The sequence below is a fragment of the Chenggangzhangella methanolivorans genome (assembly GCF_042648545.1).
GTDB lineage: Bacteria > Pseudomonadota > Alphaproteobacteria > Rhizobiales > Methylopilaceae > Methylopila > Methylopila methanolivorans.
The window spans coordinates 154,869-179,990 of the sequence record NZ_JBHRXS010000016.1 but is presented as its reverse complement, the minus strand read 5'-3'; the positions used below and the strand labels follow the sequence as shown (position 1 = coordinate 179,990).

Annotated in this window: 22 protein-coding genes; 9 read left to right on the top strand and 13 right to left on the bottom strand. The window is 69.1% G+C overall.

Features of this window, described 5'->3' with window-relative positions; all coding sequences use genetic code 11:
- Nucleotides 1–48: 48 nt before the first annotated feature.
- Genes tolA through tolQ form a run of 3 tightly spaced genes read right to left on the bottom strand, consistent with a single transcriptional unit; the run spans nucleotide 49 to nucleotide 2,444 of the window.
- On the bottom strand, nucleotides 49–1,308 hold the full coding sequence (tolA, locus tag ACFOWB_RS22825; protein WP_378149574.1) for a cell envelope integrity protein TolA: 1,260 nt from the start codon (nucleotides 1,306–1,308) through the stop codon (nucleotides 49–51).
- Nucleotides 1,309–1,312: 4 nt separating this feature from the next.
- Nucleotides 1,313–1,762, bottom strand: coding sequence for a protein TolR (gene tolR / locus ACFOWB_RS22820; protein ID WP_378149571.1), 450 nt, complete (start codon nucleotides 1,760–1,762; stop codon nucleotides 1,313–1,315).
- Nucleotides 1,763–1,766: 4 nt separating this feature from the next.
- Nucleotides 1,767–2,444, bottom strand: coding sequence for a protein TolQ (tolQ, locus tag ACFOWB_RS22815; RefSeq protein ID WP_261404625.1), 678 nt, complete (start codon nucleotides 2,442–2,444; stop codon nucleotides 1,767–1,769).
- 225 nt (nucleotides 2,445–2,669) lie between these two features.
- On the opposite strand from tolQ, the gene ACFOWB_RS22810 reads away from it, so the two are divergent.
- Nucleotides 2,670–3,431 (top strand): S1 family peptidase, encoded by a 762-nt coding sequence (locus tag ACFOWB_RS22810; protein WP_261404624.1) that lies wholly within the window; start codon nucleotides 2,670–2,672, stop codon nucleotides 3,429–3,431.
- A gap of 150 nt (nucleotides 3,432–3,581) precedes the next feature.
- Nucleotides 3,582–4,364 (top strand): S1 family peptidase, encoded by a 783-nt coding sequence (locus ACFOWB_RS22805; protein WP_261404623.1) that lies wholly within the window; start codon nucleotides 3,582–3,584, stop codon nucleotides 4,362–4,364.
- Nucleotides 4,365–4,431: 67 nt separating this feature from the next.
- Here ACFOWB_RS22805 and ACFOWB_RS22800 read toward each other — a convergent pair whose 3' ends face one another.
- From ACFOWB_RS22800 to ACFOWB_RS22760, 9 genes are all read right to left on the bottom strand, one after another.
- Nucleotides 4,432–5,235 (bottom strand): TrmH family RNA methyltransferase, encoded by an 804-nt coding sequence (locus tag ACFOWB_RS22800; protein ID WP_261405679.1) that lies wholly within the window; start codon nucleotides 5,233–5,235, stop codon nucleotides 4,432–4,434.
- A gap of 161 nt (nucleotides 5,236–5,396) precedes the next feature.
- Nucleotides 5,397–7,211: an ABC-F family ATP-binding cassette domain-containing protein gene (locus ACFOWB_RS22795; protein WP_378149568.1), complete on the bottom strand. Its 1,815-nt coding sequence runs from the start codon at nucleotides 7,209–7,211 to the stop codon at nucleotides 5,397–5,399.
- A 73-nt stretch (nucleotides 7,212–7,284) separates the two neighbouring features.
- Nucleotides 7,285–8,652, bottom strand: coding sequence for a sensor histidine kinase (locus tag ACFOWB_RS22790; RefSeq protein WP_261404622.1), 1,368 nt, complete (start codon nucleotides 8,650–8,652; stop codon nucleotides 7,285–7,287).
- Nucleotides 8,653–8,670: 18 nt separating this feature from the next.
- Nucleotides 8,671–9,234: a sigma-70 family RNA polymerase sigma factor gene (locus tag ACFOWB_RS22785; RefSeq protein WP_261404621.1), complete on the bottom strand. Its 564-nt coding sequence runs from the start codon at nucleotides 9,232–9,234 to the stop codon at nucleotides 8,671–8,673.
- Nucleotides 9,231–9,428: a NepR family anti-sigma factor gene (locus ACFOWB_RS22780; protein WP_261404620.1), complete on the bottom strand. Its 198-nt coding sequence runs from the start codon at nucleotides 9,426–9,428 to the stop codon at nucleotides 9,231–9,233. The genes ACFOWB_RS22785 and ACFOWB_RS22780 overlap by 4 nt, the downstream gene beginning before the upstream one ends.
- A 192-nt stretch (nucleotides 9,429–9,620) precedes the next feature.
- On the bottom strand, nucleotides 9,621–9,854 hold the full coding sequence (locus tag ACFOWB_RS22775; RefSeq protein WP_261404619.1) for a hypothetical protein: 234 nt from the start codon (nucleotides 9,852–9,854) through the stop codon (nucleotides 9,621–9,623).
- A 123-nt stretch (nucleotides 9,855–9,977) separates the two neighbouring features.
- A complete protein-coding gene (locus tag ACFOWB_RS22770) occupies nucleotides 9,978–10,544 on the bottom strand; it encodes a Dps family protein (RefSeq protein ID WP_378149565.1) in 567 nt (188 codons plus the stop codon).
- Nucleotides 10,545–10,665: 121 nt separating this feature from the next.
- Nucleotides 10,666–11,463 carry a response regulator gene (locus ACFOWB_RS22765; RefSeq protein WP_261404617.1) on the bottom strand — a complete coding sequence of 266 codons (798 nt, stop codon included), beginning with the start codon at nucleotides 11,461–11,463 and terminating at the stop codon, nucleotides 10,666–10,668.
- Nucleotides 11,464–11,574: 111 nt separating this feature from the next.
- Nucleotides 11,575–12,216 (bottom strand): hypothetical protein, encoded by a 642-nt coding sequence (locus ACFOWB_RS22760; RefSeq protein ID WP_261404616.1) that lies wholly within the window; start codon nucleotides 12,214–12,216, stop codon nucleotides 11,575–11,577.
- A 121-nt stretch (nucleotides 12,217–12,337) separates the two neighbouring features.
- Here ACFOWB_RS22760 and ACFOWB_RS22755 point away from each other — a divergent pair, with 121 nt between their 5' ends.
- Both ACFOWB_RS22755 and galE read left to right on the top strand, forming a co-directional pair.
- On the top strand, nucleotides 12,338–13,066 hold the full coding sequence (locus tag ACFOWB_RS22755; protein ID WP_261404615.1) for a Crp/Fnr family transcriptional regulator: 729 nt from the start codon (nucleotides 12,338–12,340) through the stop codon (nucleotides 13,064–13,066).
- 82 nt (nucleotides 13,067–13,148) lie between these two features.
- Complete coding sequence (gene galE / locus ACFOWB_RS22750) at nucleotides 13,149–14,141, top strand: UDP-glucose 4-epimerase GalE (RefSeq protein WP_261404614.1); 993 nt, start codon at nucleotides 13,149–13,151, stop codon at nucleotides 14,139–14,141.
- A gap of 77 nt (nucleotides 14,142–14,218) precedes the next feature.
- Here galE and ACFOWB_RS22745 read toward each other — a convergent pair whose 3' ends face one another.
- The gene (locus ACFOWB_RS22745; RefSeq protein WP_261404613.1) at nucleotides 14,219–15,727 is read right to left on the bottom strand and encodes a hypothetical protein; all 1,509 of its coding nucleotides are present in this window, start codon (nucleotides 15,725–15,727) and stop codon (nucleotides 14,219–14,221) included.
- A 266-nt stretch (nucleotides 15,728–15,993) separates the two neighbouring features.
- On the opposite strand from ACFOWB_RS22745, the gene ACFOWB_RS22740 reads away from it, so the two are divergent.
- The 5 genes from ACFOWB_RS22740 to pyc all read left to right on the top strand — a co-directional run bounded on the left by ACFOWB_RS22740 (nucleotide 15,994) and on the right by pyc (nucleotide 25,100).
- Nucleotides 15,994–17,385: an MFS transporter gene (locus ACFOWB_RS22740; protein ID WP_378149838.1), complete on the top strand. Its 1,392-nt coding sequence runs from the start codon at nucleotides 15,994–15,996 to the stop codon at nucleotides 17,383–17,385.
- A 90-nt stretch (nucleotides 17,386–17,475) separates the two neighbouring features.
- On the top strand, nucleotides 17,476–18,753 hold the full coding sequence (locus tag ACFOWB_RS22735; RefSeq protein ID WP_378149561.1) for an OpgC family protein: 1,278 nt from the start codon (nucleotides 17,476–17,478) through the stop codon (nucleotides 18,751–18,753).
- A 122-nt stretch (nucleotides 18,754–18,875) separates the two neighbouring features.
- Complete coding sequence (locus ACFOWB_RS22730; RefSeq protein ID WP_378149559.1) at nucleotides 18,876–20,786, top strand: RICIN domain-containing protein; 1,911 nt, start codon at nucleotides 18,876–18,878, stop codon at nucleotides 20,784–20,786.
- A complete protein-coding gene (locus ACFOWB_RS22725) occupies nucleotides 20,786–21,373 on the top strand; it encodes an SCO family protein (RefSeq protein ID WP_261404609.1) in 588 nt (195 codons plus the stop codon). The genes ACFOWB_RS22730 and ACFOWB_RS22725 overlap by 1 nt, the downstream gene beginning before the upstream one ends.
- 184 nt (nucleotides 21,374–21,557) lie before the next feature.
- Nucleotides 21,558–25,100 carry a pyruvate carboxylase gene (pyc, locus tag ACFOWB_RS22720; RefSeq protein ID WP_378149557.1) on the top strand — a complete coding sequence of 1,181 codons (3,543 nt, stop codon included), beginning with the start codon at nucleotides 21,558–21,560 and terminating at the stop codon, nucleotides 25,098–25,100.
- Nucleotides 25,101–25,122 lie beyond the last annotated feature (22 nt).

The following is a 25,122-nucleotide window of genomic DNA, read 5'->3' as shown; positions in this document are numbered from 1 at the left end:
GCATCGCCGGGCATGACGGCGAGAGCATGACGGCGCGAACCAGCCGGCTCATCCGCCCATCATGTCCCGCGGATCGAAGTTGATGGTGACCTGCCGCCAGTAGTCGTAGGCCTCGGCCGGCAGCTTGAGCGGCGCGCAGCGCTGCACCGCGCGGGTGGCGGCGCCTGCGGCCGCCCGGAAGGCGGGGTTCGACGAGGAGTTGGTGACGGTCGGCCCGTCGGCGAGCGTGCCGTCGGAGTTGAGCGTGAACGAGACCTTGACCGCAAGGCTTCCGTCGTTGGAGGCGCCGACCGGCGGGTTCCAGCACTGCATGACCTGCTCGCGCACGGCGTTGTCGATGCCGGTGCGGGCCGACATCGAGAGCTTGGTCGCCGTGCCGCGGCTGGTGCCGGCGGTCGTCTCGGGCGCGGCCTCGCGCGCCGAGGACGCCTTGCGGCTCGGGTCGCGGACGTCCTTCATGGCGCTCTCGCTCGACGACGGCTTGTCGCCCAGCAAGCTCGCGATCTTGGTCGGGTCGAACTTGCGCTCGGCGGCCTTGGCGGCGGCGGCCTTCTCCTTGGCCTCCTTCTCGGCCTTGGCCTGTTTTTCGGCGTCCGCCTTCGCCTTGGCGGCCTTTTCGGCCTCCGCCTTGGCGAGCTTCTCGGCCTTTTCCTTCGCCGCCTTCTCGGCGTCGGCCTTGGCCTGCGCCTCGGCCTTCTCCTTGGCGGCCTTCTCGGCCGCGACCTTTTCCTGCGCGGCCTTTTCGGCCTCGGCCTTTTCCTTGGCGCGCAGCTCCGCGGCCTCGGCCTGGGCGAGCTTCTCGGCCTTCTCGGCGGCGGCGGCCTTTTCCTGCGCGGCCTTGGCCGCGGCGGCCTTCTCGGCCACGGCCTTCTCCTGCGCGGCCTTGGCGGCCTTTTCAGCCTTCTCCGCCTTTTCGGCCTTCTCGGCTTCCGCAGCCTTGGCCTTTTCGGCGGCTTTCTCGGCAGCGACCTTGGCGGGATCGGGAACCGGCGGCGCGTCGCTCGCCTCGGGCTGCGGCGGAGGCGGCGGGGCCTTGACGTCTTCCTTGGCGATCTTGAGGTCGTCGGACGCCGGCTCGCTCTCGGCGGCCTCGACCGTCTCGGCCTTCTGCTTCGGCGCGTCGATCTTCGTCGAGGTCTTCGAGCCCTTGGTCATGGCGTCGAATTCCTGCGGGGTCAGGATCTCGATCGGAAGCGCCTCTGTCGGCCCGGTCTCGAACGGCTTCGCGCTGCTCAGGCCGACGATCGCATAGGCGAGCAGCGCGGCGTGAGCGGTCGAGGAGAAGATGAGCCCGGGACGCACCTTCACGGCGTCAGCTCCCCTGCTCCAGCTCGGTGACGAGCGCGACGCGCTTGAAGCCCGCTCCGGAGAGCGTGCCCATCACCTTCATCACCTGGCCGTAGTTCACGTTGCGGTCGCCCCGGACGTAGATGCGCTCGTCGTAGCCGGAATTCGTGATTGCAATGAGGCGCGGCGCGAGCTCTTCGACCGTGACGGGAGTCTCCTGCAGGAAGACTTCGCCCTGGGTGTTCACCGAGATCGTCAGCGGCTCCTTCTCTTCGTTGAGAGGATTGGCCGAGGTCTGCGGCAGGTCGACCGGCACGCCGACGGTCAGCAGCGGCGCCGACACCATGAAGATGATGAGCAGCACCAGCATGACGTCGACCATCGGCGTCATGTTGATCTCGGCCATGACCTGGCTGCGGCGTCGCCGCCGCGCGCCGTGGGCGCCTGCCGATCCTCCGCCTCCGCTCATGCCCATGGGATCAGCCCCGCTCGTCGATCTGGCGGGACAGGATCGCCGAGAACTCGTCGGCGAAGCCTTCCATCCGCGACGCCTGGCGCGTCACCTGGTTGGAGAACTTGTTGTAGAAAATGACCGCCGGAATGGCGGCGATCAGGCCGATGGCGGTGGCGAACAGCGCCTCCGCGATGCCGGGCGCCACGACCGCGAGCGAGGTGTTCTTCGAGGCCGCGATCGACTGGAACGAGGTCATGATGCCCCACACCGTGCCGAAGAGGCCGATGAACGGGCCGGCCGAACCGACGGTCGCGAGCACGAGAAGCTTCGACTCCAGCCGCTCGACCTCGCGGGCGATGGTGACGTCCAGAACCTTGTCGATGCGCTGCTGAAGGCCGGCGACCGAGCGCGAGCCGCTCTCGTAGGAGCGCTTCCATTCGCGCATCGCGGCCACGAACAGGGCCGCCATGCCGGAGTTCGGACGGTTCAGCAGCGAGCGGTAGAGGTCCTCGAGGCTCTGGCCGGACCAGAAGATGGTCTCGAACTTATCCATGTTGCGCTTGTTGCGCGAGAACAGCAGCTGCTTGTCGATCACGATCGCCCAGCACCACACGGACGCGGCGAGCAGGCCGAGCATAACAAGCTTGACGATCAGAGCGGCCTGGAGGAACAGGCCCCACAGCGACATGTCGGGGGTCGGCATCGTCTTCGTCGTCTCCAGTCCTCGCGGCCGGGGGCCGCAAGCGCCGCGACCCGGGCGCCGCGGTCCTTCAGGGACCGTGGCCGCCGCGTCGATCGACCTTGAGGCTCGGAGCGTCCGCGCCTTTGGCGCGTCAATGTGTTGAAACTGCGACCCGATCCCGCAGGGCTAGGCTCGTTCATCGCTCGTCAAGGTTAAGACAGCGTTACCGGAGGCTCTCTGTTGCAGATGCGCGACGTTTTGCGCCCGCTCGCCGCCCTCGCTCTCGCGGTGCTGATTTCCGCGCCCGCCGCCGCGCAAACCGAGGGCTCGCCCGTGTCCTCGACGGTTTCGGTGCAGGCGGTCGAGCCTACCGCCGACGGCCGCGCCAGGGTCGCTGAATGCAGCGGCGCCTTCATCGCGCCCGACCTCGTGCTGACCTCCGGGCACTGCCTCGACGGAGCCGCGGGTCCGGCCCGCGTCGCGGTCTTCGCCTATCGTGACGGCAAGCCCGTTCCGAAGCCGCTGCTCGCCCGGGCGATCGCGCGCTTTCCGGGCCATGTCCCCGGCTGGAAGGACAAGGACGGCGACCCGGAGACGCGCCAGCGCGAAATCGCCGCGGACATGGCGCTGATCCGTCTCGCCGAGCCGGTCGCGGCCGTGCGTCCGCTCGTTCTCGGGCGGAGCATCGGCGGCGCGATCTCGGGCGCGGGGGCGACGGCGCCGGGCGGCCGGTCCGGCGTGATGAAGAGCGCGACGCTTTCGTCCGTGCGCGCCTCGACGGGATCGGGCGCCCATGTGGTGTTCGCGACCGCCTCGAAGACGGTGTGCGGCGGCGACAGCGGGGGACCTGCGGTCGCGGTCGCGGCGGACGGATCACCGGCGCTCTGGGGCGTGGTCTCGGCCGTTCTGAAGCCCAAGGGCGGCTGCGGGACGCGGATCGCGATCACCCCCGTCGATCCCGACCATGAGGGCTTTCGCGCCATGCGCGCGGCGGTCGGTCGTCCCTGACGACGGCTCGTTGTCGCGCGACGGACACAGGACGGCGCCCGTATGGCCGGAGCGCCAATTCGTGTTCGCGCCGCGCCGGAGGGACGTGCCAAGGTGGCCGTAACAGGATGGGTCGCCGCGCGTCGCCGCGGCCTCGTACGGGATTCCGGTATGCGTTTGTCCGCCTGGCGGCTCCTCGCCGCTCTGAGCCTTGTCGTCACCGTCGCGAGCCCCGCCATGGCGCTTTCGGGGGGATCGCCCGCGCGCGCCGGCGACCGACTGACCCGCGCGACCGTGTTCATCACGAGCCTCACCCCGTCGGGCCGCAACAAGGCGCAGGTCGGCAACTGCACCGGCGTGCTGATCGAGCGCCAGTTGGTGCTGACGGCCGGCCATTGCCTGTCCGATCTCGGCGGCCCGAGCCTCGTGGTGGCGCAGTTCTTCGACAAGTCGAACAAGGTCGCGGCCACGATCCAGGTGGCCTCCGGCGCGCTCCATCCCGACTACGCCGGCCGCGCCTCCGCCGAGAACCCGAGCCCGGAGCTTCTGGGCGCCGACCTTGCGGTGCTCAGGCTCGCCGAGCCCGCCCCCAAGGACCGCCAGCCGATCGCGCTGTCGCGCAACTCCGTCGAGGCCGCCAAGGCGAAGTCGATCCTGGCGGGCGCCGGCCTGCGGGTGCCGGCCGACGAGGCCTCGGGCGGGCAGCTGCGCATGGCGCGGGTCTCGGCCGAGGTCGTCACCAAGGGCCCGACCGCGGTGGCGCTCGGCGCCGCGGGCGGCTCGATCTGCCGCGGCGACAGCGGCGGCCCGGTGATCTCGTCGGGCGGCCTCTGGGGCATCGTGATCGCGATCGTGCGGCGCAAGAACCTCTGCAACTCGACCGTGTTCATGGCCGTGCTCGATCCGGAGTCGCGCTCCTTCCGTACGATGGTGTCGCGCGCCCGCAGAAGCTGAGCCGGCTTGATTTAAGCCGACGAGTTCTCCGTCATGCCCGGCTTCGGCCCGGTATGACGGCGGCGTCTCACCCTCGCGTCAGCGCATAGAGCGCGACCGCGCCCGTGGTCGCGACGTTGAGGCTGTCGAAGCCCGCCGCCATGTCGATCCGCACGGTCTTGGCTCGCGCCATCAAGCTCTCGGGCAGCCCTGGACCCTCGGCTCCGAGCATCAGCGCGGCGCGGGGAGCCCGTTCCACGTCCCCGAGCCGCACCGCGCCCGCAGGGCTGAGCGCCAGCGTCTCGAAGCCCGCCGCCTCGAGCGCGTCGAGCATTTCGGAGCCTGTTCCGCCGCGGGCGAAGGGCGTGATGAGGCTCGCGCCGACCGAAACGCGGATGGCCTTGCGGTAGAGCGGATCGCAGCTCGATGCGTCGAGCAGCACGGCGTCGGCCCCGAAGGCGGCCGCGTTGCGGAAGATCGCGCCGACATTGTCGTGGTTCGAGACGCCGACAAGCGCCACGACCAGCGCGCGTTCGGGCAGGCTCGCCAGAAGCTCCGCGGCGCCCAGCGCCGGCGCGCGGCGGCCGATCGCCAGCACGCCGCGGTGGATGTGGAAGCCGACGACGGCGTCCATCACCGCCTGGTCGGCGACATAGAGCGGCGTTTCGGGCGGAAGCGGCGCCAGCAGGTCGCCAAGCCCCTCGATGCGCCGCTCGGACACCAACACGCTCTCGACCTCATGCCGGCAGTCCGGCGCGAGCAGCAGGCGCAGCACAACCTCGCCTTCGCCGACGAAACGCTCGCCGCGCCCCACGACGTCGCGCTCGCGGACGGCGCGGTAAGGCGCGATGCGCGGATCGTCGGGGTCGTGGATGGGAAGGGGGGCGGGCAGGGCGATGTCTCAGCCTGAAGTGGCGCGACGTCGATGCGCCCTTCTCCCGCTTGCGGGAGAAGGTGAGGATGAGGGGGCGTCGAGAGCAGGCAGGGTCAAGGACTGACCCTCTCCCTTACTCTCTCCCGCAAGCGCGAGAGGGGAAGGGCGGGCGTCCCGCCTCATCCGGCGAGCTCCTCGCGCATCATTTCGAGCTCCAGCCAGCGGTCCTCGGCCTCGGATCGCTCCTTGGCCTTGGCCCCGAGCGTCGCGGTCGCGGTCTCGAACGCCTTCGGGTCGCGCGAATAGAGCGCGGGGTCCGCGAGCGTCTTTTCGAGTTTCGCGATTTCCGTCTCCAGCTTCGCGATCACGCCGGGCAGCGTGTCGAGCGCGTGCTGATCCTTGAACGACAGCTTTTTCTTCGCCTGCGGGGCCGCGGCCTGCTTCGGCGCGTCGTCGCGCTCCTTTTTCGCGGCCGCGCTCGCCGCCTGCTTGGCGTCGACCCCCCGGCCGCGCTGGGAGACCATGTCCGAATAGCCGCCGGCGTACTCCACCCAGCGTCCCTCGCCCTCCGAGACGATCACCGCCTCCACGGTGCGGTCGAGGAAGTCGCGATCATGGCTGACGAGGATTACGGTGCCGGGATGGTCGGCGATCATCTCCTGAAGGAGGTCGAGCGTCTCGAGGTCGAGATCGTTGGTGGGCTCGTCGAGCACCAGGAGGTTGGCGGGCTTCGCCAACGCGCGCGCCAGCAGCAGGCGGCCGCGCTCGCCGCCCGACAGCGCATGGACGGGCGAGCCGGCCTGCTCGGGGCCGAACAGAAAGTCCTTCATGTAGCTCACGACGTGCTTCGTGCCGCCGCCCACGTCCACCGTGTCGCCGCCGCCGCCCGTCAGCGCGTCCTTGAGGCTCATGTTCGGGTCGAGGCTCGCGCGGCGCTGGTCGATCGACGCGATCTCGACGCTCGCGCCGATCTTGACCTTGCCCTGGTCGGGCTCAAGCGCGCCGGTCAGCAGGTTGATCAGCGTCGTCTTGCCGGCGCCGTTGGCGCCGACGAGCCCGATGCGGTTGCCGCGGGCGATGCGGGTCGAGAACTCCTTGACGATCGGCCGGTCGCCATAGGCCTTCGAGACCGAGATCGCCTCGACCACCAGCGCGCCGGAGCTCTGGGCCTCGGTGGTGGTGAGCGTCACTGTCCCCGTCGCCTTGACGGCGGTGCGGCGCTCCTCGCGCATGTCGTCGAGGCGGCGCATGCGGCCCATGTTGCGCTTGCGCCGGCCGGTGACGCCGTAGCGCAGCCAGTCCTTCTCCATCTCGATGCGGCGGTCGAGCTTGTGCCGCTCGACCTCCTCCTGCGCGAGCGTGTCGTCGCGCCAGGCCTCGAAGGCGGCGAAGCCCTGGCCGAGCTTTCGCGTGCGGCCGCGGTCGAGCCACAGCGTCGCCCGCGTCAGCGTCTCGAGGAAGCGCCGGTCGTGGCTGATCAGCACCAGCGCCGAGCGAGACGCGCGCAGCTCCTCCTCCAGCCATTCGATGGCGGGGAGGTCGAGATGGTTGGTGGGCTCGTCGAGCAGCAGCACGTCGGGCTCGGGCGCGAGCGTGCGGGCGAGCGCGACGCGGCGGGCCTCGCCGCCCGAAAGCTTCGTGGGGTCGCGGTCCGCCGCCACGCCGAGCGAGTCGAGCAGATAGACGCCGCGATGGGAGTCGTCGCCGGGCGCGAGCCCCGCCTCGACATAGGAAAGCGCGGTCGAGAAGCCCGAGAAGTCTGGCTCCTGCGCGAGGTAGCGGATGGTCGAGCCCGGCTGCAGGAAGCGCGTGCCGTCGTCCGGCTCGATCGCGCCGGCGGCGATCTTGAGCAGCGTCGACTTGCCCGAGCCGTTGCGGCCGACGAGCCCCAGCCGTTCGCCGGGCGAGACCGAGATCTCGGCCCCGTCGAGCAGCGGGCGGCCGCCGAAGGTCAGGCGGATGTCTTTGAGGAGCAGCAGAGGGGGAGGAGCCATGGCCGCGGATGTAATGCGGCCAGGCGCCCAGCGGCAAGCGGGATGCTGCGCGCCCGTGGCGTCGACGGCGGGCTTACCCGACTTTCGCGCCGCGCGGGTTCATGCCGATCGTCGGCTTGTCGGAGGCGAGCGGCGCGAAGATGCGCACCGAGCCGTCCTCGAGCTCGTCGACCGAAGTCCCGAGCTGATCGGCATAGGCGCGGATCAGCCGCTGCGAGAGGCCGGTTTCGGGAAGCCACCCCGCGGACGGCCCGGAGATCACCAGCGGGAGCTTGCCGTTCTCGCCTTTCGCGCCGACGACGGTCGCGGCTTGGGTGGCGCTGGCGGCGGCGGTCAGCAGCTCCATCACGAGCAGCGCGAGCGAAACCGCGCGGTCGAGATCGATCTCGCCGGCGTCCTTTCCGAACTGGGCCGAAACCTCGAAATGGCGAGATCCGCCGGCCTGCCGCGCCTGGCTCGCGACGTCGCGCACGAGCGCCGCGACGTCGACATGGCCGATCTCCCCGGACGAATAGGAGACCTTGTAGGCCGCGGCCATGGCGCGCACGCGGTCCTCGGGCGGGCGCAAGATCGCGCTCAGCGTCTCGGGCGCCTCCTGCCGCTGGAGCGCCAGCAGGCTCGCGATCATCTGGAAATTGTTCTTCACGCGGTGATGCAGCTCGCGCAGCAGCTTGTCGCGCTCCTCGACCGCCGAGGTCAGCGCGCGCGAGCGCTCCTCGACGCGCGAGGACATCGCGCCGAGCGCGTCGCCGAGCTCCATCAACTCGTCCGGCGCGCCTTTCAGCGCCCCCGTCGAGGGCTGCAGCGCCCCGCCGTCGGACGCCGCGGCCGCAGCCCGCAACGCGCGGATCCAGCGCAGCACGAACCGCTCGATGCCGAACAGCACGAGGCCGACGCAGAGCAGGATCATCAGGGCCGGCAAAGCGAGGGCGAGCAGCAGCCACTGGGTCTTCGAACGGGCGAGGAGATCGAAGGGCGAGGCCACGATCGCGAGCGCGTCGCCGGACTTCACCGGCGCCACCGCGTAGCGATAGGCGCGGCCGTCGGCGCCGCGCGCCTTCAGGATGCGTCCGTCGCGGTTGATCGAGGTGGTGGGAAGCCCGTCCTGCGGCAGCCACTTTTCGCCAAAGGGCGCGACCTCGACGTCCTGCGCCAGCACCGCGCCGTCCGGACGCACGATCGCGGCCGCGATCTCCGACCGCGAGCTGCGGTCGCGGAACACGGAATCGCGCGCGGCCCCGGCGATCGTGGCGTCGCCGACGTTCATCGCGCGCGCGGCGACCAGCGAAGCGGCCTGGACGAGACGGTCGCGGTCGGCGAGATCCGACATCTTCGACTGGTTGACGCCGATCGCGACCGCGAGCGCCATCACCGGAAGATTGGCGGCCACCAGCAGCAGCGCGATGCGACCGCGGAGCGTCTTGAAGGCGGAGAAGGCCATGGCGGCTCCGGGGCGGCCTCAGCCGCTCCCGGACCTCGCGGGCATTCCCCCGAGCGCCGCGCGGAGCTCCGGATCGAGGCCGATCTCGCCGACGTCGAGGTTGAGGCGCTTGGCGAGCGCGTTCCGCGCGCGGTTCACGCGGCTCTTCACCGTGCCGACGGCGCAGCCGGCGATCTCGGCGGCCTCTTCATACGAGAACTCCGCCGCGCCGATGAGGATCAGCGCCTCGCGCTGCTCCTCGGGAAGCTCGGTCAGCGCGTTGCGGAAGTCCGCGAGATCCATATGGCCGTTCTGCGCGGGGGCCACGGCGACCCCCTCGGCGAACACGCCGTCGGTGTCCTGCACCTCGCGGCGGCGCCGGCGGATGTCGGAGATGTAGACGTTGCGCAGGATCGTGAAGAGCCAGGCGCGCATGTTCGTGCCCTCGGTGAAGCTTCCGAGGTTGCGCCAGGCTTTGACGAGCGTCTCCTGCACGAGATCGTCGGCCCGGTCGATCTGACCGGACAGCGAGACGGCGAAGGCGCGCAGGCTTGGAATATGGACGAGCAACTCGTCCCGCGGCGACTGCGGGGCGGCTGTCATCGTGAGCGGTTCTGCCGAACGTCCTCGTCGCGGTCGCCGGGATCCTGCCGGCGGTCAAGCTCGGCGAGGAGCTCGAGAAACCTGTCCGGAACCGGCTGGTTCAGAATGTCGACGTAACCGGCGCGCAATTGGCGGCCGATATGCGCCTGCACATCCGTGTCGAGCTGGGAGGCGTCGCCCTTACGCTGCGTCATTCAGAACCCTTTTCCACGGCATCGTCGCCCGTCGACGAGCCGCGACCCCATTCAATTCACACCAGTTCGCCCGACGAAGATCGCGCTCTTAAACATCGCGCGCGCCGGTTGACGCACCGCTAACGTTATTGGGCGTCCAAACCGTAAAGGACAGATCGTCGCAGGAAGAAGTTTTGCGACATTCGTTTGACGTCATCGCCCGCCGAGGAACGGCGAGTCCGGGCTGAGCGGCGCGGTCGCGCCCCGCTCGATCGTGGTGGTGCGGGCCTGGGCGTCGACGGTGACGCCCGCGGCGCTCGTCGCGGCGGCCCGAGGCGCCGCGATGCGATCGGCCTTGGCCACGCTCGTTTCGGTCGCCGATCCGCCGCCTTCCGACAGCGCTAGGATGGCGACCGCGGCTGCGAGCGCGAGAAGCGCGGACTTCACGAAAGTGGGTCCGTACGACGTCGCCGCGGCGGACGCGTTGCGAAGAGACTGGAACTCACGAACGGGACTGTGGCCGACATACGCCATTTTCCGCTCCTTGTTTGAAAATGCCCCCGGCCGACGTCAGTCGGCCGCGATCGCCTTCAGCATCCACACCGCCTTCTCGTGGAAGGCGAGGCGTTCGGTCAGAAGGTCATGCGTGACGAAATCCTCGAGCTCCTCGGCCTCGCCCGCGGCTTCGCGGATCAGCCTCGTCAGGGCCTCGTGGTCCTCGATCAGCTCCTCGACCATCGCAAGCGCGCTCATGCGCCCGCCGATAGACAAGGCCTTGTCGAGGCCCGCCGCAGCCTTGCCGGTCGGCACCGGATAGCCCAGCGCGCGGATGCGCTCGGCCAGCGTGTCGATCGCGGCGAAGAGTTCGGAATAATGCTGCTCGGTCAGTTCATGGATCGGCTGGAACAGCGGACCCACGACGTTCCAGTGCACCACCTGCGAACGCAGCAGCGTCCGGTAGGTCTGCACCGTCACATCACTCAGCATCTCCGCGACGAGCTTGCGGTCCGCGTCCTTGAGGCCGGTGGACAGCTTAACGACGCGCGGGGAGGCGCTCAGAGCAGCGGCGGCTTTCGACATGCACAAACCCGTCATCGACATCGTGTACGAGCGGTTGGTCCGCTCGCCGCTCCTCATGGAGCTTCGATCCCGACAACGTCGCTCTGCGCCAAAAGTTGCAGCGGAGTCGACGGATACGTGTTTGTACGGATGCGCGCGGGCTGAACGCGTGGTCGCGCCGCCTTAGGCGAACGCCGGGTCAGCCGCGGGCGCGGACGTCCCCGGCCCTGGCCCTCGCCCCGAAGAACAGCGCCTGGCTGACGATCGCCTTCACGGTCGACGTCTGGAACGGCTTGGTCACCAGGAACACAGGCTCGGGCCGCTCGCCCGAGAGCAGGCGCTCGGGATAGGCGGTGATGAAGATCACCGGAACCTCGAGGTTCGGCAGCATCTCCTGCACGGCCTCGAGCCCCGAGGAGCCGTCGGCGAGCTGGATGTCGGCGAGCACGAGGCCGGGCCGGTGCTTCTCGGCGAGCGCCACGGCTTCGGCATGGGTGCGCGCCGTGCCGACCACGCGGTGGCCGAGACCCTCGACGAGCTTGGCGAGATCCATCGCGATGATCGGCTCGTCCTCGATGATGAGGACGTCGGTCGCGACCTGCTCGGCGATCTCGCGGCCCGCGTCGTCGATCGCCTGCGTCACCTCGCTCTCGGACAGGCCGAGGATGCGGCCGGCCTCGGCCGGGGTGAAGCCTTCGACCGAGACCAGCAGGAAGACCTGCCGCGAGCGCGGCGTCAGCGCCTCGATGGTGCGCTCCGACTGCGCGGCTTCGAGGCCGGTCTCGACGTTGAGCGCGACCGAGGACCAGATGCGTGAGAAGATGCCGTAGAGCCCGACGCGGGGGTCGGCGTCGGTCGGGAAGATCGTGGGATCTGCGATCAGCGCCTTCAGCACCGCCGCCACATAGGCGTCGCCGCTGTCCTGTCGGCCGGTGAGCGCGCGGGCGTAGCGGCGCAGGAAGGGAAGATGCGGTGCGATCGTGTCGGCGAGAGCCATGAAGACGGTGTCCGGCGGTCTGAACTCAGAAAGGGCGATCGCGCGCTGTCGGGCGAAGGTCCGGCGCAAGATGGCGCTCGGCGTGCAATGAGCAAGTCTCGGGCGAGGAAGTCAACGGCTGGCGCGTTCCGCGGGGATCGTGACCTCGCTCGACAACGGTCCGTCGGCGGCCCGCGCGATCGATCCGCCGAGACTGCGCGCGAGGCTGTCGGCGATGGCAGCGCCGAGATCCGACCGGTCGCGGCGCGGGGAAGCGTCGGCCGGCGCCGTCTGGACCGCGCGCATCATGAGAGAGCCGTCGGCCGCGCCCGAGATCACGATTTCGGCCGCGCCGGTCCGCCCGTCCGCGAAGCCGTTGCGGAAGAGATCGACGACCAGTTCGGCGAGGATCTGGGCGAGCGCCGAGGCCCGCTTGGGGTCCGCCAAGATCAGCGAGCCGGCGATCGCGAGCCTGTGCCGGAAATTCGGGTCGAGATGGCCGGCGACGCGGCGCGCCACTTCGGCGAGGTCGATCTCGAAGCGGCCGTCCTGGTCCGGAAGGGCGTCGTCGGCCGGACCGAAGGTCGCGGCCTCGAAGCGGGCGCGCAGGTCCATGAAGGCATCGCGTCCTTCGCCGGGGGGCAGCTTGCGGCCGAACAGGCCGACGAGGCTGGTCATGGCCTGGATCTGGTTCCGGAACAGGTGCCGCACGGCCGCGGCCTCTGTCTGCTCACGGTCGGCCGCCACGGCCGGCTTGGTCGGATCGCTGTCCATGGATTGGGATTTATCGCCTATCGGGCGGTCGACCTATGTGGTTTGACATAGCGGGGCGCAGCAAACTGTCGGAAATGTCGCCGAAGGCCTCTGGCCCACGTTTCCGGATCGCGAGACTGAAATGCACGTCCGCTGCACCCAGTGCGTCCTCCGGCGCCAGCCGGCCTTCATCCAGAAGTCCGACGAGGAAGTCGCGCTGATCGACTCGCTCAAGAGCGAGCACATGACCGTCGAGGCCGGCGTCGAGTTCATCCATCCCGAGCAGGCGGACTCCGAACTCTACACGCTGTTTTCGGGATGGGCGTTTCGCTACAAGGAGCTGAGCGACGGCCGGCGCCAGATCCTGAGCTTCTCGCTGCCGGGCGATCTTCTCGGCCTGCAGGGCACGATGTTCGGCAAGTCGGTCTATGGCGCGATCGCTCTGACCGACATCCAGCTGTGCGTCATTCCCCGCCGCAGGCTCGCGCGGCTCTTCGAGCGGGTGCCGGAAGTCGCCTATGAGGTGACGTGGCTCGGCGCGCGTTCGGAAGCGATCGTCGACGAAAATCTGCTCAATGTCGGGCGCCGCGGGGCCGCCGAACGGATCGTGGCTCTCATCTGCTCGCTCTACAAGCGCGCGGAGCCGCTCGGTCTCGTGGTCGACGGCTCGTTCGAGCTGCCGCTCACCCAGCAGCACATCGCCGACGCTCTCGGGCTCTCGCTCGTGCACACCAACAAGACGCTGGCGCGCCTGAGGGCCGACGGCCTGTTCTCGATTTCGGGCGGGCGCCTCGTGGTGCGCAATCTGCGCGGGCTCAGCCGCTTCGCGCAGCACTTCGAAGAGGAATTCGTTCCCCGTCCGATCATCTGACGGGCTTGACGGCCGCGCCCGCGGCCCAATGATCGGCGCTTAGGAGGCGCATCCCGCCCTTCGCCCCGACGAGAGGTCGTAGATGAGCGTATTGGTCACCGGAGGCGCCGGCTACATCGGCTCGCACATGGTGCTCGCGCTCGTCGACGCCGGACGCCCGGTCGTGGTGCTCGACGACCTGTCGACGGGCATGCGCTCCGCCGTGCCCGAGGGCGTTCCGTTCTACGAGGGCTGCGTCGGCGACGAGGCGCTCGTCGGCCGCATCCTCGCGGAGAACGGCGTCGAGGCGATCGTGCATTTCGCAGGCTCTATCGTGGTGCCGGACTCGGTGACCGACCCGCTCGGCTATTACCTCAACAACACCGTGCGCTCGCGCGCGCTCATCGCGGCGGCGGTCGCAGGCGGCGTGAAGCGCTTCGTGTTCTCGTCGACGGCGGCCGTCTACGGCGAGGCCTCGGCCGAGCCGCTCTCGGAGAGCGCGCCGCTCGATCCGGTGTCGCCCTACGGCGCCTCGAAGCTCATGACCGAGCGGATGCTCGCCGACGCCTCGGCCGCCTATGGGCTCGGCTTCGCGGCGCTGCGCTATTTCAACGTCGCAGGCGCCGATCCCAAGGGCCGCGCCGGCCAGTCGAGCGCGCGCGCCACCCATCTCATCAAGGTCGCGTCGCAGGCCGCCGTCGGGCAGCGCGACAAGCTGCAGATGTTCGGCGAGGACTATCCGACGCGCGACGGAACCTGCGTGCGCGACTACATCCATGTCAGCGACCTCGCCAAGGCCCACGTCCTGGCGCTCGATCATCTCGCCAAGGGCGGCGAGAGCCTGGTCGCAAACTGCGGCTATGGGACCGGGGCCTCGGTGAAGGAGGTCATCCAGTCGGTGAAGCGGGTCTCCGGGATCGATTTCCCGGTCGAGGCCGCGGCGCGGCGCGCCGGCGACCCCGCCTCGCTCGTCGCCAATCCCGCCAAGGCCCGCAGCGTGCTGGGCTGGACGCCCGACCACGCCGACCTCGACACGATCGTGGCGCACGCGCTGGCCTGGGAGAAGCGTCTCGCGGAGAAGACCGCGGCGCGCTGAGCGGCGCGCGATCCGGTTTCGGAAACGAAAAACGCCCGACCGGACGATCGGGCGTTTTCTGTCTCAGGGAGCGCGCGTCACTTCGATTTGGTGACGCGCACCTTGTAGACGTCGCCCTTCCGGCTCAGCACTTCGACCTTCACGCCAAGCGCCGCGTCGTTGAACGTCTTGCCCGGCGCATAAGCGAGGTTCACGAGGCCCTCGCCGCTGCATGACGAGGCGTTCCAGTCCCCCGGAACCGCGTCATAGGGCATCGCCCAGCCGCTCTGGTCGTTGAAGTAGCAAGCCCCGGACACCGGCGCGCGGTCCATCTGGACGTTGTGGATCACCACGCCTTCGCTCGGCACGCCGCCGTCGAACTTGGCGGTCCGGGTCTTCACCTCGATGGTGAGGAACCGCCCGTTGGACTGGCTCGACGCGCACGGCTCGCCCGCAAGGCACACCACCACCAGCTTGAGCTTGCCGCCAAGCGGAAGCGCATTGGCCTCGATCGAGAACGTCTTCGTTCCCTTGGCGCTGACGACCGCCTTTCGCGCTGCAGGGATCCAGCCGAGATGGTCCTGGTGGGCCATGATGTACCCGCCGCCCGGCTCGTTGCAGAAGATCGGCGTGTTCGGGCCGCCGAAATTGACCGAGTCGTAGGAGCCGCACTGGATCGTGGCGGCGCGGCTGCCGGCGCTCATCTCGTCATGCCCGCTGTCATAGGCGAAGTAGCGCCAGCCGGAATGGGGCAGGCCGAGGCTGTGGCCCATCTCGTGGACGTAGGTGCTGGCCTCCTGGCCCCACGGCGGCTCCCAGGTCGCGCCCCAGAACCGCGCGCCGTTGCTGTAGCCGCCGCCCCAGGCGCAGCAGTCGAGGTCGTTGTTGAAGACGAAGTTGATGTTGTCGAAGTCGTTGACGTCGACGTCGTTGCGCACGAGCGCGAGCGCGTCGTCGCCGAGTTCGTTGAGATGGGAAGCGAAACAGGCGGAACTCGCGCCGCAATCCGCATAATCGGTCCGCGCCTTCGGCAGGGTATACCACTTGCCGCCCGCGATCTTTCCTGACCACTTCAGCTTGCCGTACGACGCCTTGTCGAAGAAGCCGTTGATGGTCGCCGGCACGCCCTTGGAGGGCTTCAGCGGGTTGGTCAGCTTCGTGAAGTACTTGACCGGATGGGAGGTCTGCGGGTCGCCCTTGAACTTCAGAAGGATGAACAGGACCTTGCGCTCGCCGATCGCCTCGGCCTGAGGTTCGATCCCCGAGACGTCGAGGCCGGTCGCGCCGATGCGCTGGGACCCGGGCGCGCCGCTTGCCCCGCCGCGAACCGTCACCCGCTTGCCGGTGAGCCGGATCGCCTCGTTCTGCAGGCCCGGCCCGATGTCGAGCGGGACCCGGGTTCCGTCCGGATAGACCAGCGAGAACGCGATCGCGCCGGCCGCTCCCGAGTTGCGGTGCGGGTCGCCCCAGACGGTCGTCAGGATGCCCTGGAAGCTGTCGCCGGAGGGCGCCGGCTGCGCGGCCGCCGGGGATGCGCCGGTCGGGCTGAGCGCATGGATGGCCATGAGCGCCAGCGCGCCCGCAAGCGTTCGAACGAGGCGCTTCATGTGCTTACCAGGCCCCCTTGCGTCGACGTCTCCCGCGTCGGTCGCATCGGCGGACGATACACCCCGCGCGACCGGACGACGAGACCCGGTCCGAAGGTTGTCGAAGGATCGCTTGGGCGCGCGTCCGGTCCTCGACCCGGCGGCGCTCCGACCTAAAAGGAAGGAGGCGGGCCGTCGGCCGAGATGGTCGGCCCGCCGGATCGAGGGACGCATTGAACGCATCGCCCACACCGCAGCGCACGGTCGAGATCGACATTCCGGCGCGGATGGACCGGCTGCCGTGGTCGCGCTTCCATTGGCTCGTCGTGATCGCGCTCGGCGTCACCTGGGCGCTCGACGGGCTCGAGGTGACGATCGTCGGCGCGCTCGGGCCGCGGCTGCAGGATCCGGGCTCGCTCGGCCTCAGCCCCGCCGACATCGGGGCGCTCGCCTCGGCCTATCTCGTCGGGGCCGTTCTGGGGGCGCTCGGCTTCGGCTGGCTGACTGACCGCTACGGCCGGAAGCTCATCTTCTTCACCACGCTCGCGATTTACGTCGCCGGCGTCGCGCTGTCGGCCTTCGCCTGGGATTTCTGGAGCCTCGCTCTGTTCCGGGTGATCACCGGGATCGGCATCGGCGGCGAATACGCGGCCATCAACTCGGCGATCGACGAGCTCGTGCCGGCGCGGCTGCGCGGCCGCGTGGCGCTCATCGTCAACGGCAGCTTCTGGGCCGGGGCCGCGGTCGGCTCGTTCGCCTCGGTGATCCTGCTCGATCCGTCCTGGTTCGCGCTCGATCTCGGCTGGCGCATCGGCTTCGCGATTGGCGCGGGGCTCGGGCTGCTGATCCTGTTCACCCGTCGCTTCGTGCCCGAAAGCCCCCGATGGCTCGCCTGCCACGACCGGGTGGAGGAGGGCGAGCGCGTGACGGCCGAGATCGAGCGCAGGGTCGAGGCCGAGACCGGCGATAAGCTGCCGCCGGCTTCAGGACGCATCGCGATCCACCCGCAAAAGACCTTCGGGCTAGGGCCGATCTTCGCTTCGATGCTCACCGACTATCGCGGCCGTTCGGCGCTCGTGCTGCTGCTGATGATCGCGCAGGCCTTCCTCTACAACGCGATCTTCTTCAGCTACGGCCTGATCCTCACCAAGTTCCACGGCGTCTCCGAGCAGCATGTCGGGCTCTATCTCGTCCCCTTCGCGATCGGCAACGTGATCGGGCCGATCGTGCTCGGTCCCCTGTTCGACACGGTCGGGCGACGGAAGATGATCTTCTCGACCTACCTCGTCTCGGGCGTCCTGCTCGCGATCACCGGATATTTCTTCGCGATCGGCGCGCTCGACGCCACCACCGAGACGATCGCGTGGTGCGTCATCTTCTTCTTCGCCTCCGCCGCCGCGAGCTCGGCCTATCTCACCGCGAGCGAAGTGTTTCCGCTCGAGGTGCGCGCGCTCGCGATCGCCGCCTTCTACGCCATCGGCACCGGCGTCGGCGGGGTGGCGGCCCCCTATCTCTTCGGCGTGCTGATCGGCGGCGGGCAGCCCTGGCCGATCTTCTGGGGATATGTCGGCGCCGCCGTCCTGATGATCGTCGCGGGCACGGCCGCGCTGTTTTACGGCGTCGACGCCGAGGGCAAATCGCTCGAGGATGTCGCGGCGCCTTTGTCTAAGGCGCGCTGAGAGCCGCTCGACTTTTATCGATCGCGCGCAACTTTGGCTTCGGCGGCGGTCTGAGGCCGCTTAGGCCCCGGGCAGAACCAAGGAGGACCGATGACCGACGCCCCGTCCTCCAAGACGCGCGCCGACGACGGCGAGGGCGAATACGCCTCGGGCGTGACCGCCACCGCGCCCTCGCGCGACTGGCGCATCGACTTCTGGCGCGGGCTCGCCATCGTCTTCATCTTCTGGAACCACTCCGTCGACAACGTCATGAGCTGGTTCACGACGAAATATTACGGCCTGTCGGATTCCGCCGAGCTCTTCGTGTTCCTGTCGGGCTTCGCCATGTGCGGGATGTTCCTGTCGAAGTTCCTGAGGCGCCCCTTCATGGCCGCGCCCTATGCCGTGACACGCGCCTTCACGCTCTACATCCATCACATCACCGCCTTCGTGGTGATCGCGACGCTGGCCTCGGCCTACCGCACCTATGCGGGCTCGAGCGTGATGGAGCGGGATCTCTTCATCCGGCCGTTCTTCATCGCGACCGAGACCGTGATCACGAAGCTTGCGACGCTCGCCTATCTGCCGCCGCTGCTCGACATCCTGCCGCTCTACATCCTGCTGACGCTGCTGCTCGGCCTGCTGTTTCCCGTGTTCCGCGGAAACTGGAAGCTCTATGCAGGCTTTGCGGTCGTCGTCTGGCTGTTCGCCTTCTTCACCGGGGCGACGCTTTCGTCCTATCCCGACACGCGGCTCTGGACCTTCAATCCCTTCGCCTGGCAGGCCGTGTTCCTAGCGGGGTTCTGCGCCTGCCTCGCGCGCGACGAGCCGTGGCTGAAGCGCGTCGTCGCCGCGCCCGCGACGCTCGCGCTCGCCGTCACCATCGTGATCGTGGGCTTCATCGCGGCCGCCCCGTGGGCGACGCTCGGCCTGCTGGACTGGCGCCCGCTCCGGATCCTCACCGACGTCGCCGACAAGGCCAACGCCTCGCCGATCCGGCTCGTCCACTTCCTGTCGCTCGCGCTCATCGCCTGCTGGCTCGTGCGCCGCGAAAGCGGGCTCGGCGCGACGCGGTTCGGGCGGGCCATGATCCTGATCGGGCGGCGCAGCCTGCCGCTGTTCGTGATCTCGACGGTCTTCGCCGCGATGAGCCACGGCGTGTTCGACTGGTTCGGCCGGTCGATCCCGGTTCAGATCGTCTACGCGCTCGGCATGGCGGGGGTGCTGGTGGGGCTCGCCTTCGTGGCCGACGCCCTCGGAAAGGCGACCAAGACGAAGAAAAGCGCGCCGCCGAGCGCGCCTTCGGCGGCTCCGGAGCCCAAGCGAGCGCCGGTCAGGATCGAGGACGGTCCCGAAAGCGCCAAGCCCGCGACCGCGGCCGCGCCATGAGGCTCTTGGCCGAATTTCCGCTCGATTAAGTTTAATCGACGATTTCGCCGCCCTCATAAACGAAGTCTTCGACACGGCCGCCGCAGGCTGGGGCTCCGTAAGAGAGCGCCTTCGAGGACGAAATGCGCGTCGAGATCCTGCTCGCCGGAGCCGCGGCCCTCGCGGCGGCGTTCTGCCCTGTCGCCGCGAACGCTCAGGCCCCGACCGGCCTCGCTGTCAACCGGAACAGCGGCATGTGCATGGGGGTCGCGGGCGCCGCGGCCGACGCCCCGGTCGCGCAGGGCGCGTGCCTCGACCAGACCGCTCAGCAGTGGGCGCTCCAGTCGGCCGCCGGCGGCTACGCGATCGTCAACCGCGCGAGCGGCCTCTGCCTCGAGGTCTCGGGCGGATCGAAAAAGAACGGCGCGGGCGTCGTTCAGGCCACCTGTTCGGGGAAGTCGAAGCAGATCTGGGCGACGGTCGCCGACGGCGACTGGCATCGGCTGAAGGCGAGCCATTCAGGCAAGTGCCTCGACGTCGACGGGAGTTCGATCGACGAGGGCGGCGCGCTGGTCCAGCAGGCCTGCGCCTCTGCGCCCAGCCAGGACTGGACGCTGTCGCCGCCGGCCGCGCCCTCGAAGTGGTCGGCCAAGATCGACCTCCCGATCATCCCGGTGGCCGCCGCGACGCTGCGCAACGGCAAGATCCTCGCCTGGTCGGCCTATGACCGCTTCAACTATTCGAGCCAGGACCAGGGCAAGACCTTCACGACGCTCTACGATCCCGACACCGGAAAGGCGAGCGAGCGGCTGGTGTCGAACACCGGCCACGACATGTTCTGCCCCGGCACCGCGACCTTGCCGGACGGCCGCATCCTCGTGAACGGCGGCTCGTCGAGCGCCAAGACCTCGATCTACGACCCGGCGACCAACAAGTGGACGCAAGGCGCGGCCATGAACGTGCCGCGCGGCTATCAGGGCGACACGGTGCTGTCGAACGGCGACGTGCTCACCGTCGGCGGCTCCTGGAGCGGGGGCGTCGGCGGCAAGATCGGCGAGGTCTGGTCGGTCGAGGGCGGCTGGCGCACGCTGCCCAACATCGTCGCGGAGAAGATGGCCGGGCCCGACCCGCGCGGCCTGTTCTACGGCGACAATCAGATGTGGCTGTTCGGGATCGCGGGCGGCAAGGTGTTCCACGCCGGCCCCGGCGCCGAGATGTTCTGGCTCACGACCGGCGGCGACGGATCGATGAAGAGCGCCGGCCTGCGGGCCGACGACGCCTATTCGCAGAACGGGAACGTCGTCTATTTCGACGTCGGCAAGCTGCTGAAGGTCGGCGGCGCTCCGGCCTACACCGACGCCAAGGCCAAGGAAGGCGCTTATCTCATCGACTTCTCGAAGGGGCCCTCGAAGCCGGTCAAGGTGACGAAGCAGCGGCCCATGGCGTTTCCGCGCTCCTTCGCAAACGGCGTCGCGCTGCCGACGGGGCAGGTGCTGATCGTCGGCGGCCAGGCCTACGCCAAGGCGTTCTCCGACGAGCGCTCGGTGATGATCCCGGAGATCTGGACCCCGGAGACCGGCGAGTTTCGGCGGCTCGCGCCGATGAGCGTGCCCCGGAACTACCACAGCGTCGCGACGCTGATGCGCGACGGGCGCGTGTGGGTCGGCGGCGGGGGCCTGTGCGGCGAAGGCTGCTGGGCCAACCACGCCGACGCCGAGATCCTGACGCCGCCCTATCTGCTCGACGCCGACGGCAGGGAGGCCGCCCGGCCGGCGATCGCCAAGGCGCCGTCCAAGGGCGCGCTCGGCGATACGATCTCGGTGACGACCGACCGTCCGGTCGCCTCCTTCGCCATCGTGCGGCTCTCGGCGGTGACCCACACGGTCAACAACGACCAGCGCAGGCTCGCGCTGCCGATCGCGAGCGTCGAGGGATTGACCTACGCCCTCAAGCTGCCGGACGATCGCGGAACCCTGATCGCCGGCGACTGGATGCTGTTCGCGATCGACGCCGCCGGCGTGCCGAGCGTCGCCAAGGTCGTGAGGATGAAGTGATGCGGACGAAGGCCGCGCTGCGCTTCGCGCTCTATGCGGCGGTCGCGACGGCGGCGCTCGCTCTGCTCGTCCTGCAGGCCGAGGGCGCGCCTGCGGGCGGCGCGGCGATGACCACGCCGGGCGCCTTCGAGCTCGCCCGCACGGACGGAACCACGCTCGACTCGATCGAACTCGACGGCGCGCCCTACGCGCTCATGTTCGGCTTCACCCATTGCCCGGACGTCTGCCCGACGGCGCTCGCCGAGGTCACCACGGCGCTCGAAACGGCGACGCGCCTCGGCGCCGGCTACCGCGTCTATTTCGTCGCCGTCGACGAGGCGCGCGACACGCCGGACGCCGTGAAGGCCTATCTCGAGCCCTTCGACCGCCGGATCGTCGGCCTGACCGGAGACCGCGGCGCGATCGCGCAGGCGACGCGCGCCTTCGGGGCGGCGGCGACGCGCCGAGACTTTCCCGGCGGCGGCTACACGATGGAGCACACCGCGGCGCTCTTCCTCGTGGACTCGAACGGCGTGATCGCGGATCGCGTGGCGTTCAGCGAGACGTCCGAGACGATGGCCAAGCGCATGGAAGCCGCCGCCCGCTGACGGCCGAAAGGGCCTGCCCTTCCGAAAAATGTCTGGCTGAGCCCGCCCCTGCATCAAGTCTTGTATAAGACTCGACCAGGGGCGTATCACTGGACTTGCGAGTCTCTTCGCAATTGCGAAGACTGGCCGGATCGTCGGCGTTTTCGGCGCCGGCGTCCGCCGTCCCAGCCATCGCGAGCGCTCCATGACCGTCGTCCCGGCCAAGATCACGAAGCTCCTCGTCGCAAACCGCTCCGAGATCGCGATCCGCGTGTTTCGCGCGGCCGCCGAGCTCGGGATCCGGACGGTCGCGATCTACGCGGAGGAGGACAAGCTTTCGCTTCACCGCTTCAAGTCCGACGAGGCCTATCAGGTCGGCCGCGGCATGGGGCCGCTCGAAGCCTATCTCTCGATCCCCGAGGTGATCCGCGTCGCCACCGACGCCGGCGTCGACGCGATCCATCCGGGCTACGGCTTCCTGTCGGAAAGCCCGGAATTCGCCGAGGCCTGCGCGGAGGCCGGCATCACCTTCATCGGCCCGAGCCCGGCCACCATGAAGGCGCTCGGCAACAAGGTGGCGGCCCGCAACCTCGCGATCAGCGTCGACGTGCCGGTGATGCCCGCGACTGACCCGCTCCCCGACGACGACGCCGAGATCAAGCGGCTGGCGCAGGAGATCGGCCTGCCCGTGATGCTGAAGGCCTCATGGGGCGGCGGCGGGCGCGGCATGCGGGTGATCCGCGACCTCGACAAGCTTCCCCAGGAAGTGAAGAACGCCAAGCGCGAGGCTAAGTCCGCCTTCGGCAAGGACGACGTCTATCTCGAGAAGCTGGTCGAGAAGGCCCGCCACGTCGAGGTGCAGATCCTCGGCGACCGGCACGGAAACGCCGTGCACCTGTTCGAGCGCGACTGCTCGGTGCAGCGCCGCCACCAGAAGGTCGTGGAGCGCGCGCCGGCCCCTTACCTCGACGAGAAGACCCGCGAGGAGCTCTGCGCCAGCGCGCTCCGGATCGCGAAGGCCACCGACTATGTCGGCGCGGGCACGGTCGAGTACCTGATGGACGCCGATACGGGCGCCTTCTACTTCATCGAGGTCAATCCGCGTATCCAGGTCGAGCACACGGTGACCGAGGTGGTCACCGGCGTGGATATCGTGAAGGCTCAGATCAAGGTGCTGGAAGGCGCAGCCATCGGGACGCCCGAAAGCGGCGTGCCGGTGCAGGCCGAGCTTGCGCTCAACGGCCACGCTCTCCAGTGCCGCATCACGACCGAAAACCCGGAAGACAACTTCATCCCGGACTATGGCCGCATCTCGGCCTATCGCGGCGCCATGGGCTTTGGCATCCGCGTCGACGGCGGCACCGCCTATTCGGGCGCGGTCATCACGCGCTTCTACGATCCGCTGCTCGAAAAGGTCACCGCCTGGGCGCCGACGGCCGAAGAGGCCGCCAAGCGCATGAGCCGCGCGATCCGCGAATACCGCATCCGCGGGGTCGCGACAAACCTCGCCTTCCTCGAGAATGTGGTCGAACACCCGATCTTCCTCGCCGGCGAAGTGACCACGCGCTTCATCGACGACACGAAAGAACTGTTCGCCTTCGAGAAGCGGCAGGACCGCGCGACACGGCTTCTCACCTACGTCGCCGACGTCACGGTGAACGGCCATCCCGAAACCAAGGACCGCGCCAAGCCCAAGTCCGGCGCGCCGAAGCCCGTGCCGCCGCTCTTCGCCGAGGCCAAGGGCGCGCCGATCGATCTCGGCGCGGGCGCGCCCACCGGCGGCAGCGAGCTTCCGGCCAAGGTCGGCCGCGGGGCGGGCGAAGTGCCGCCCGGCTCCCGCCAGCTGTTTGAGAAGCTGGGGCCGAAGAAGTTCGGCGAATGGATGCGCGACCAGAAGCGCGTCCTCATCACCGACACCACCATGCGCGACGCGCATCAGTCGCTGCTCGCGACGCGCATGCGCACCGCCGACATCGCGGCGGTCGCCGGCTCCTACGCCTCGGGCATGCCGCAGCTCTTAAGCCTCGAATGCTGGGGCGGCGCGACCTTCGACGTCGCGATGCGCTTCCTGACCGAAGACCCGTGGGAGCGCCTCGCCAAGATCCGCGAGGGCGCGCCGAACCTGCTGCTGCAGTGCCTCGTGCGCGGCTCGAACGGCGTCGGCTACGCGAACTATCCGGACAATGTCGTGAAGCGGTTCATCGAGCAGTCGGCGCGGGAGGGGATGGACGTCTTCCGCGTGTTCGACTGCCTCAACTGGATCGAGAACATGCGCGTCACGATCGACGCGGTGAACGAGGTCGGGAAACTCTGCGAGGGCTCGATCTGCTACACGGCGGACCTGCTGGATGCGAGCCGTCCCAAATACGACCTCAAATACTATGTGACGCTCGCCAAGGAGCTCGAGAGGGCCGGCGCGCATGTTCTGTGCGTGAAGGACATGGGCGGACTGCTGAAGCCCTCGGCCGCCGGGATCCTGATCAAGGCGCTGCGCGAAGAGGTCTCGCTGCCCCTGCACCTCCACACGCACGACACATCGGGCCTTTCGGCCGCGACGCTGCTGGTCGCGATCGAGGCGGGCGCCGACGCCGTCGACAGCGCCATGGACGCGCTTTCAGGCATGACCTCGCAGCCCTGCATCGGCTCGCTGGTGGCGACGCTCAAAGGCGGCGAGCGCGACACCGGCCTCGACATGGAGGCGATCCGGGCGATCTCGCTCTACTGGGAGGCGGCGCGGGCGCAATACGCGGCCTTCGAGAGCAACCTGCTGGCGCCGGCATCGGAAGTCTATCTGCACGAGATGCCCGGCGGGCAGTTCACGAACCTCAAGGAGCAGGCCCGCTCCATGGGTCTCGAGAACCGCTGGTCGGAGGTCGCCAAGACCTATCGCGACGTCAACGACATGTTCGGCGACGTTGTGAAGGTGACGCCGACCTCCAAGGTGGTGGGCGACATGGCGCTGGTGATGGTCTCGGCGGGCCTGACGCGAGAGGACGTCGAGAACCCGGACGTCGAGGTGTCGTTCCCCGAAAGCGTCGTGCAGCTGATGAAGGGCGAGCTCAGCCAGCCGCCCGGAGGCTTTCCGGAGAAGATCCAGAAGAAGGTGCTGAAGGGCGAAAAGCCCCTCACGGTGCGCGCCGGCGAACTGATGCCGCCGGCCGACTTCGACGCCGTGCGCGCGGAGGCCGAGGGCAAGGTCGACCGGAAAATCTCCGACGCCGAACTCGCCTCGTACCTCATGTACCCGAAGGTGTTCGTCGACTTCGCGCTCGCGGAGAAGAAATACGGCCCGGTCTCTTGTCTGCCGACGCCGACCTTCTTCTACGGCCTCCCCTCAGGCGAGGAGATCTCGGTCGAGATCGAGCGCGGAAAGACGCTTGTGATCCGGTGCCTGGGCGTCGGCGAGACCGACGAGGAGGGCCAGGTGAAGGTCTTCTTCGAGCTCAACGGCCAGCCGCGCATCGTCAAGGTGCCGAACCGCTCCGCCGCGAACGTGCGCGAGGCGCGTCGGAAGGCCGAGGAAGGCAATCCCGCCCATGTCGCGGCTCCCATGCCGGGCGTCATCTCCACCGTCGCGGTCAAGCAGGGGCAGAGCGTCGCGCAGGGCGACGTCATCTGCTCGATCGAGGCGATGAAGATGGAGACCGCGCTCCACGCCGAGCGCGGCGGCGTGGCCAAGGAGGTGCTGGTCTCGCCCGGCACGCCGGTCGACGCGAAGGACCTGCTGGCGATCGTCGAAGAGGCGTGACGCCGGACTCCCGGAACGCCTT

Excerpts from the sequence above, each read along its gene's own strand:
- ACFOWB_RS22810 (WP_261404624.1), top strand. The coding sequence starts at position 2,670 with ATGCGCGACGTTTTGCGCCCGCTCGCCGCCCTCGCTCTCGCGGTGCTG.
- ACFOWB_RS22765 (WP_261404617.1), bottom strand. The coding sequence starts at position 11,463 with ATGGCTCTCGCCGACACGATCGCACCGCATCTTCCCTTCCTGCGCCGC.
- ACFOWB_RS22785 (WP_261404621.1), bottom strand. The coding sequence starts at position 9,234 with ATGACAGCCGCCCCGCAGTCGCCGCGGGACGAGTTGCTCGTCCATATT.
- ACFOWB_RS22790 (WP_261404622.1), bottom strand. The coding sequence starts at position 8,652 with ATGGCCTTCTCCGCCTTCAAGACGCTCCGCGGTCGCATCGCGCTGCTG.
- galE (WP_261404614.1), top strand. The coding sequence starts at position 13,149 with ATGAGCGTATTGGTCACCGGAGGCGCCGGCTACATCGGCTCGCACATG.
- ACFOWB_RS22760 (WP_261404616.1), bottom strand. The coding sequence starts at position 12,216 with ATGGACAGCGATCCGACCAAGCCGGCCGTGGCGGCCGACCGTGAGCAG.
- ACFOWB_RS22755 (WP_261404615.1), top strand. The coding sequence starts at position 12,338 with ATGCACGTCCGCTGCACCCAGTGCGTCCTCCGGCGCCAGCCGGCCTTC.
- ACFOWB_RS22780 (WP_261404620.1), bottom strand. The coding sequence starts at position 9,428 with ATGACGCAGCGTAAGGGCGACGCCTCCCAGCTCGACACGGATGTGCAG.
- tolR (WP_378149571.1), bottom strand. The coding sequence starts at position 1,762 with ATGGGCATGAGCGGAGGCGGAGGATCGGCAGGCGCCCACGGCGCGCGG.
- ACFOWB_RS22805 (WP_261404623.1), top strand. The coding sequence starts at position 3,582 with ATGCGTTTGTCCGCCTGGCGGCTCCTCGCCGCTCTGAGCCTTGTCGTC.
- pyc (WP_378149557.1), top strand. The coding sequence starts at position 21,558 with ATGACCGTCGTCCCGGCCAAGATCACGAAGCTCCTCGTCGCAAACCGC.
- tolQ (WP_261404625.1), bottom strand. The coding sequence starts at position 2,444 with ATGCCGACCCCCGACATGTCGCTGTGGGGCCTGTTCCTCCAGGCCGCT.
- ACFOWB_RS22770 (WP_378149565.1), bottom strand. The coding sequence starts at position 10,544 with ATGAGGAGCGGCGAGCGGACCAACCGCTCGTACACGATGTCGATGACG.
- ACFOWB_RS22730 (WP_378149559.1), top strand. The coding sequence starts at position 18,876 with ATGCGCGTCGAGATCCTGCTCGCCGGAGCCGCGGCCCTCGCGGCGGCG.
- ACFOWB_RS22725 (WP_261404609.1), top strand. The coding sequence starts at position 20,786 with ATGCGGACGAAGGCCGCGCTGCGCTTCGCGCTCTATGCGGCGGTCGCG.
- ACFOWB_RS22745 (WP_261404613.1), bottom strand. The coding sequence starts at position 15,727 with ATGAAGCGCCTCGTTCGAACGCTTGCGGGCGCGCTGGCGCTCATGGCC.
- ACFOWB_RS22795 (WP_378149568.1), bottom strand. The coding sequence starts at position 7,211 with ATGGCTCCTCCCCCTCTGCTGCTCCTCAAAGACATCCGCCTGACCTTC.
- ACFOWB_RS22740 (WP_378149838.1), top strand. The coding sequence starts at position 15,994 with ATGGACCGGCTGCCGTGGTCGCGCTTCCATTGGCTCGTCGTGATCGCG.
- ACFOWB_RS22735 (WP_378149561.1), top strand. The coding sequence starts at position 17,476 with ATGACCGACGCCCCGTCCTCCAAGACGCGCGCCGACGACGGCGAGGGC.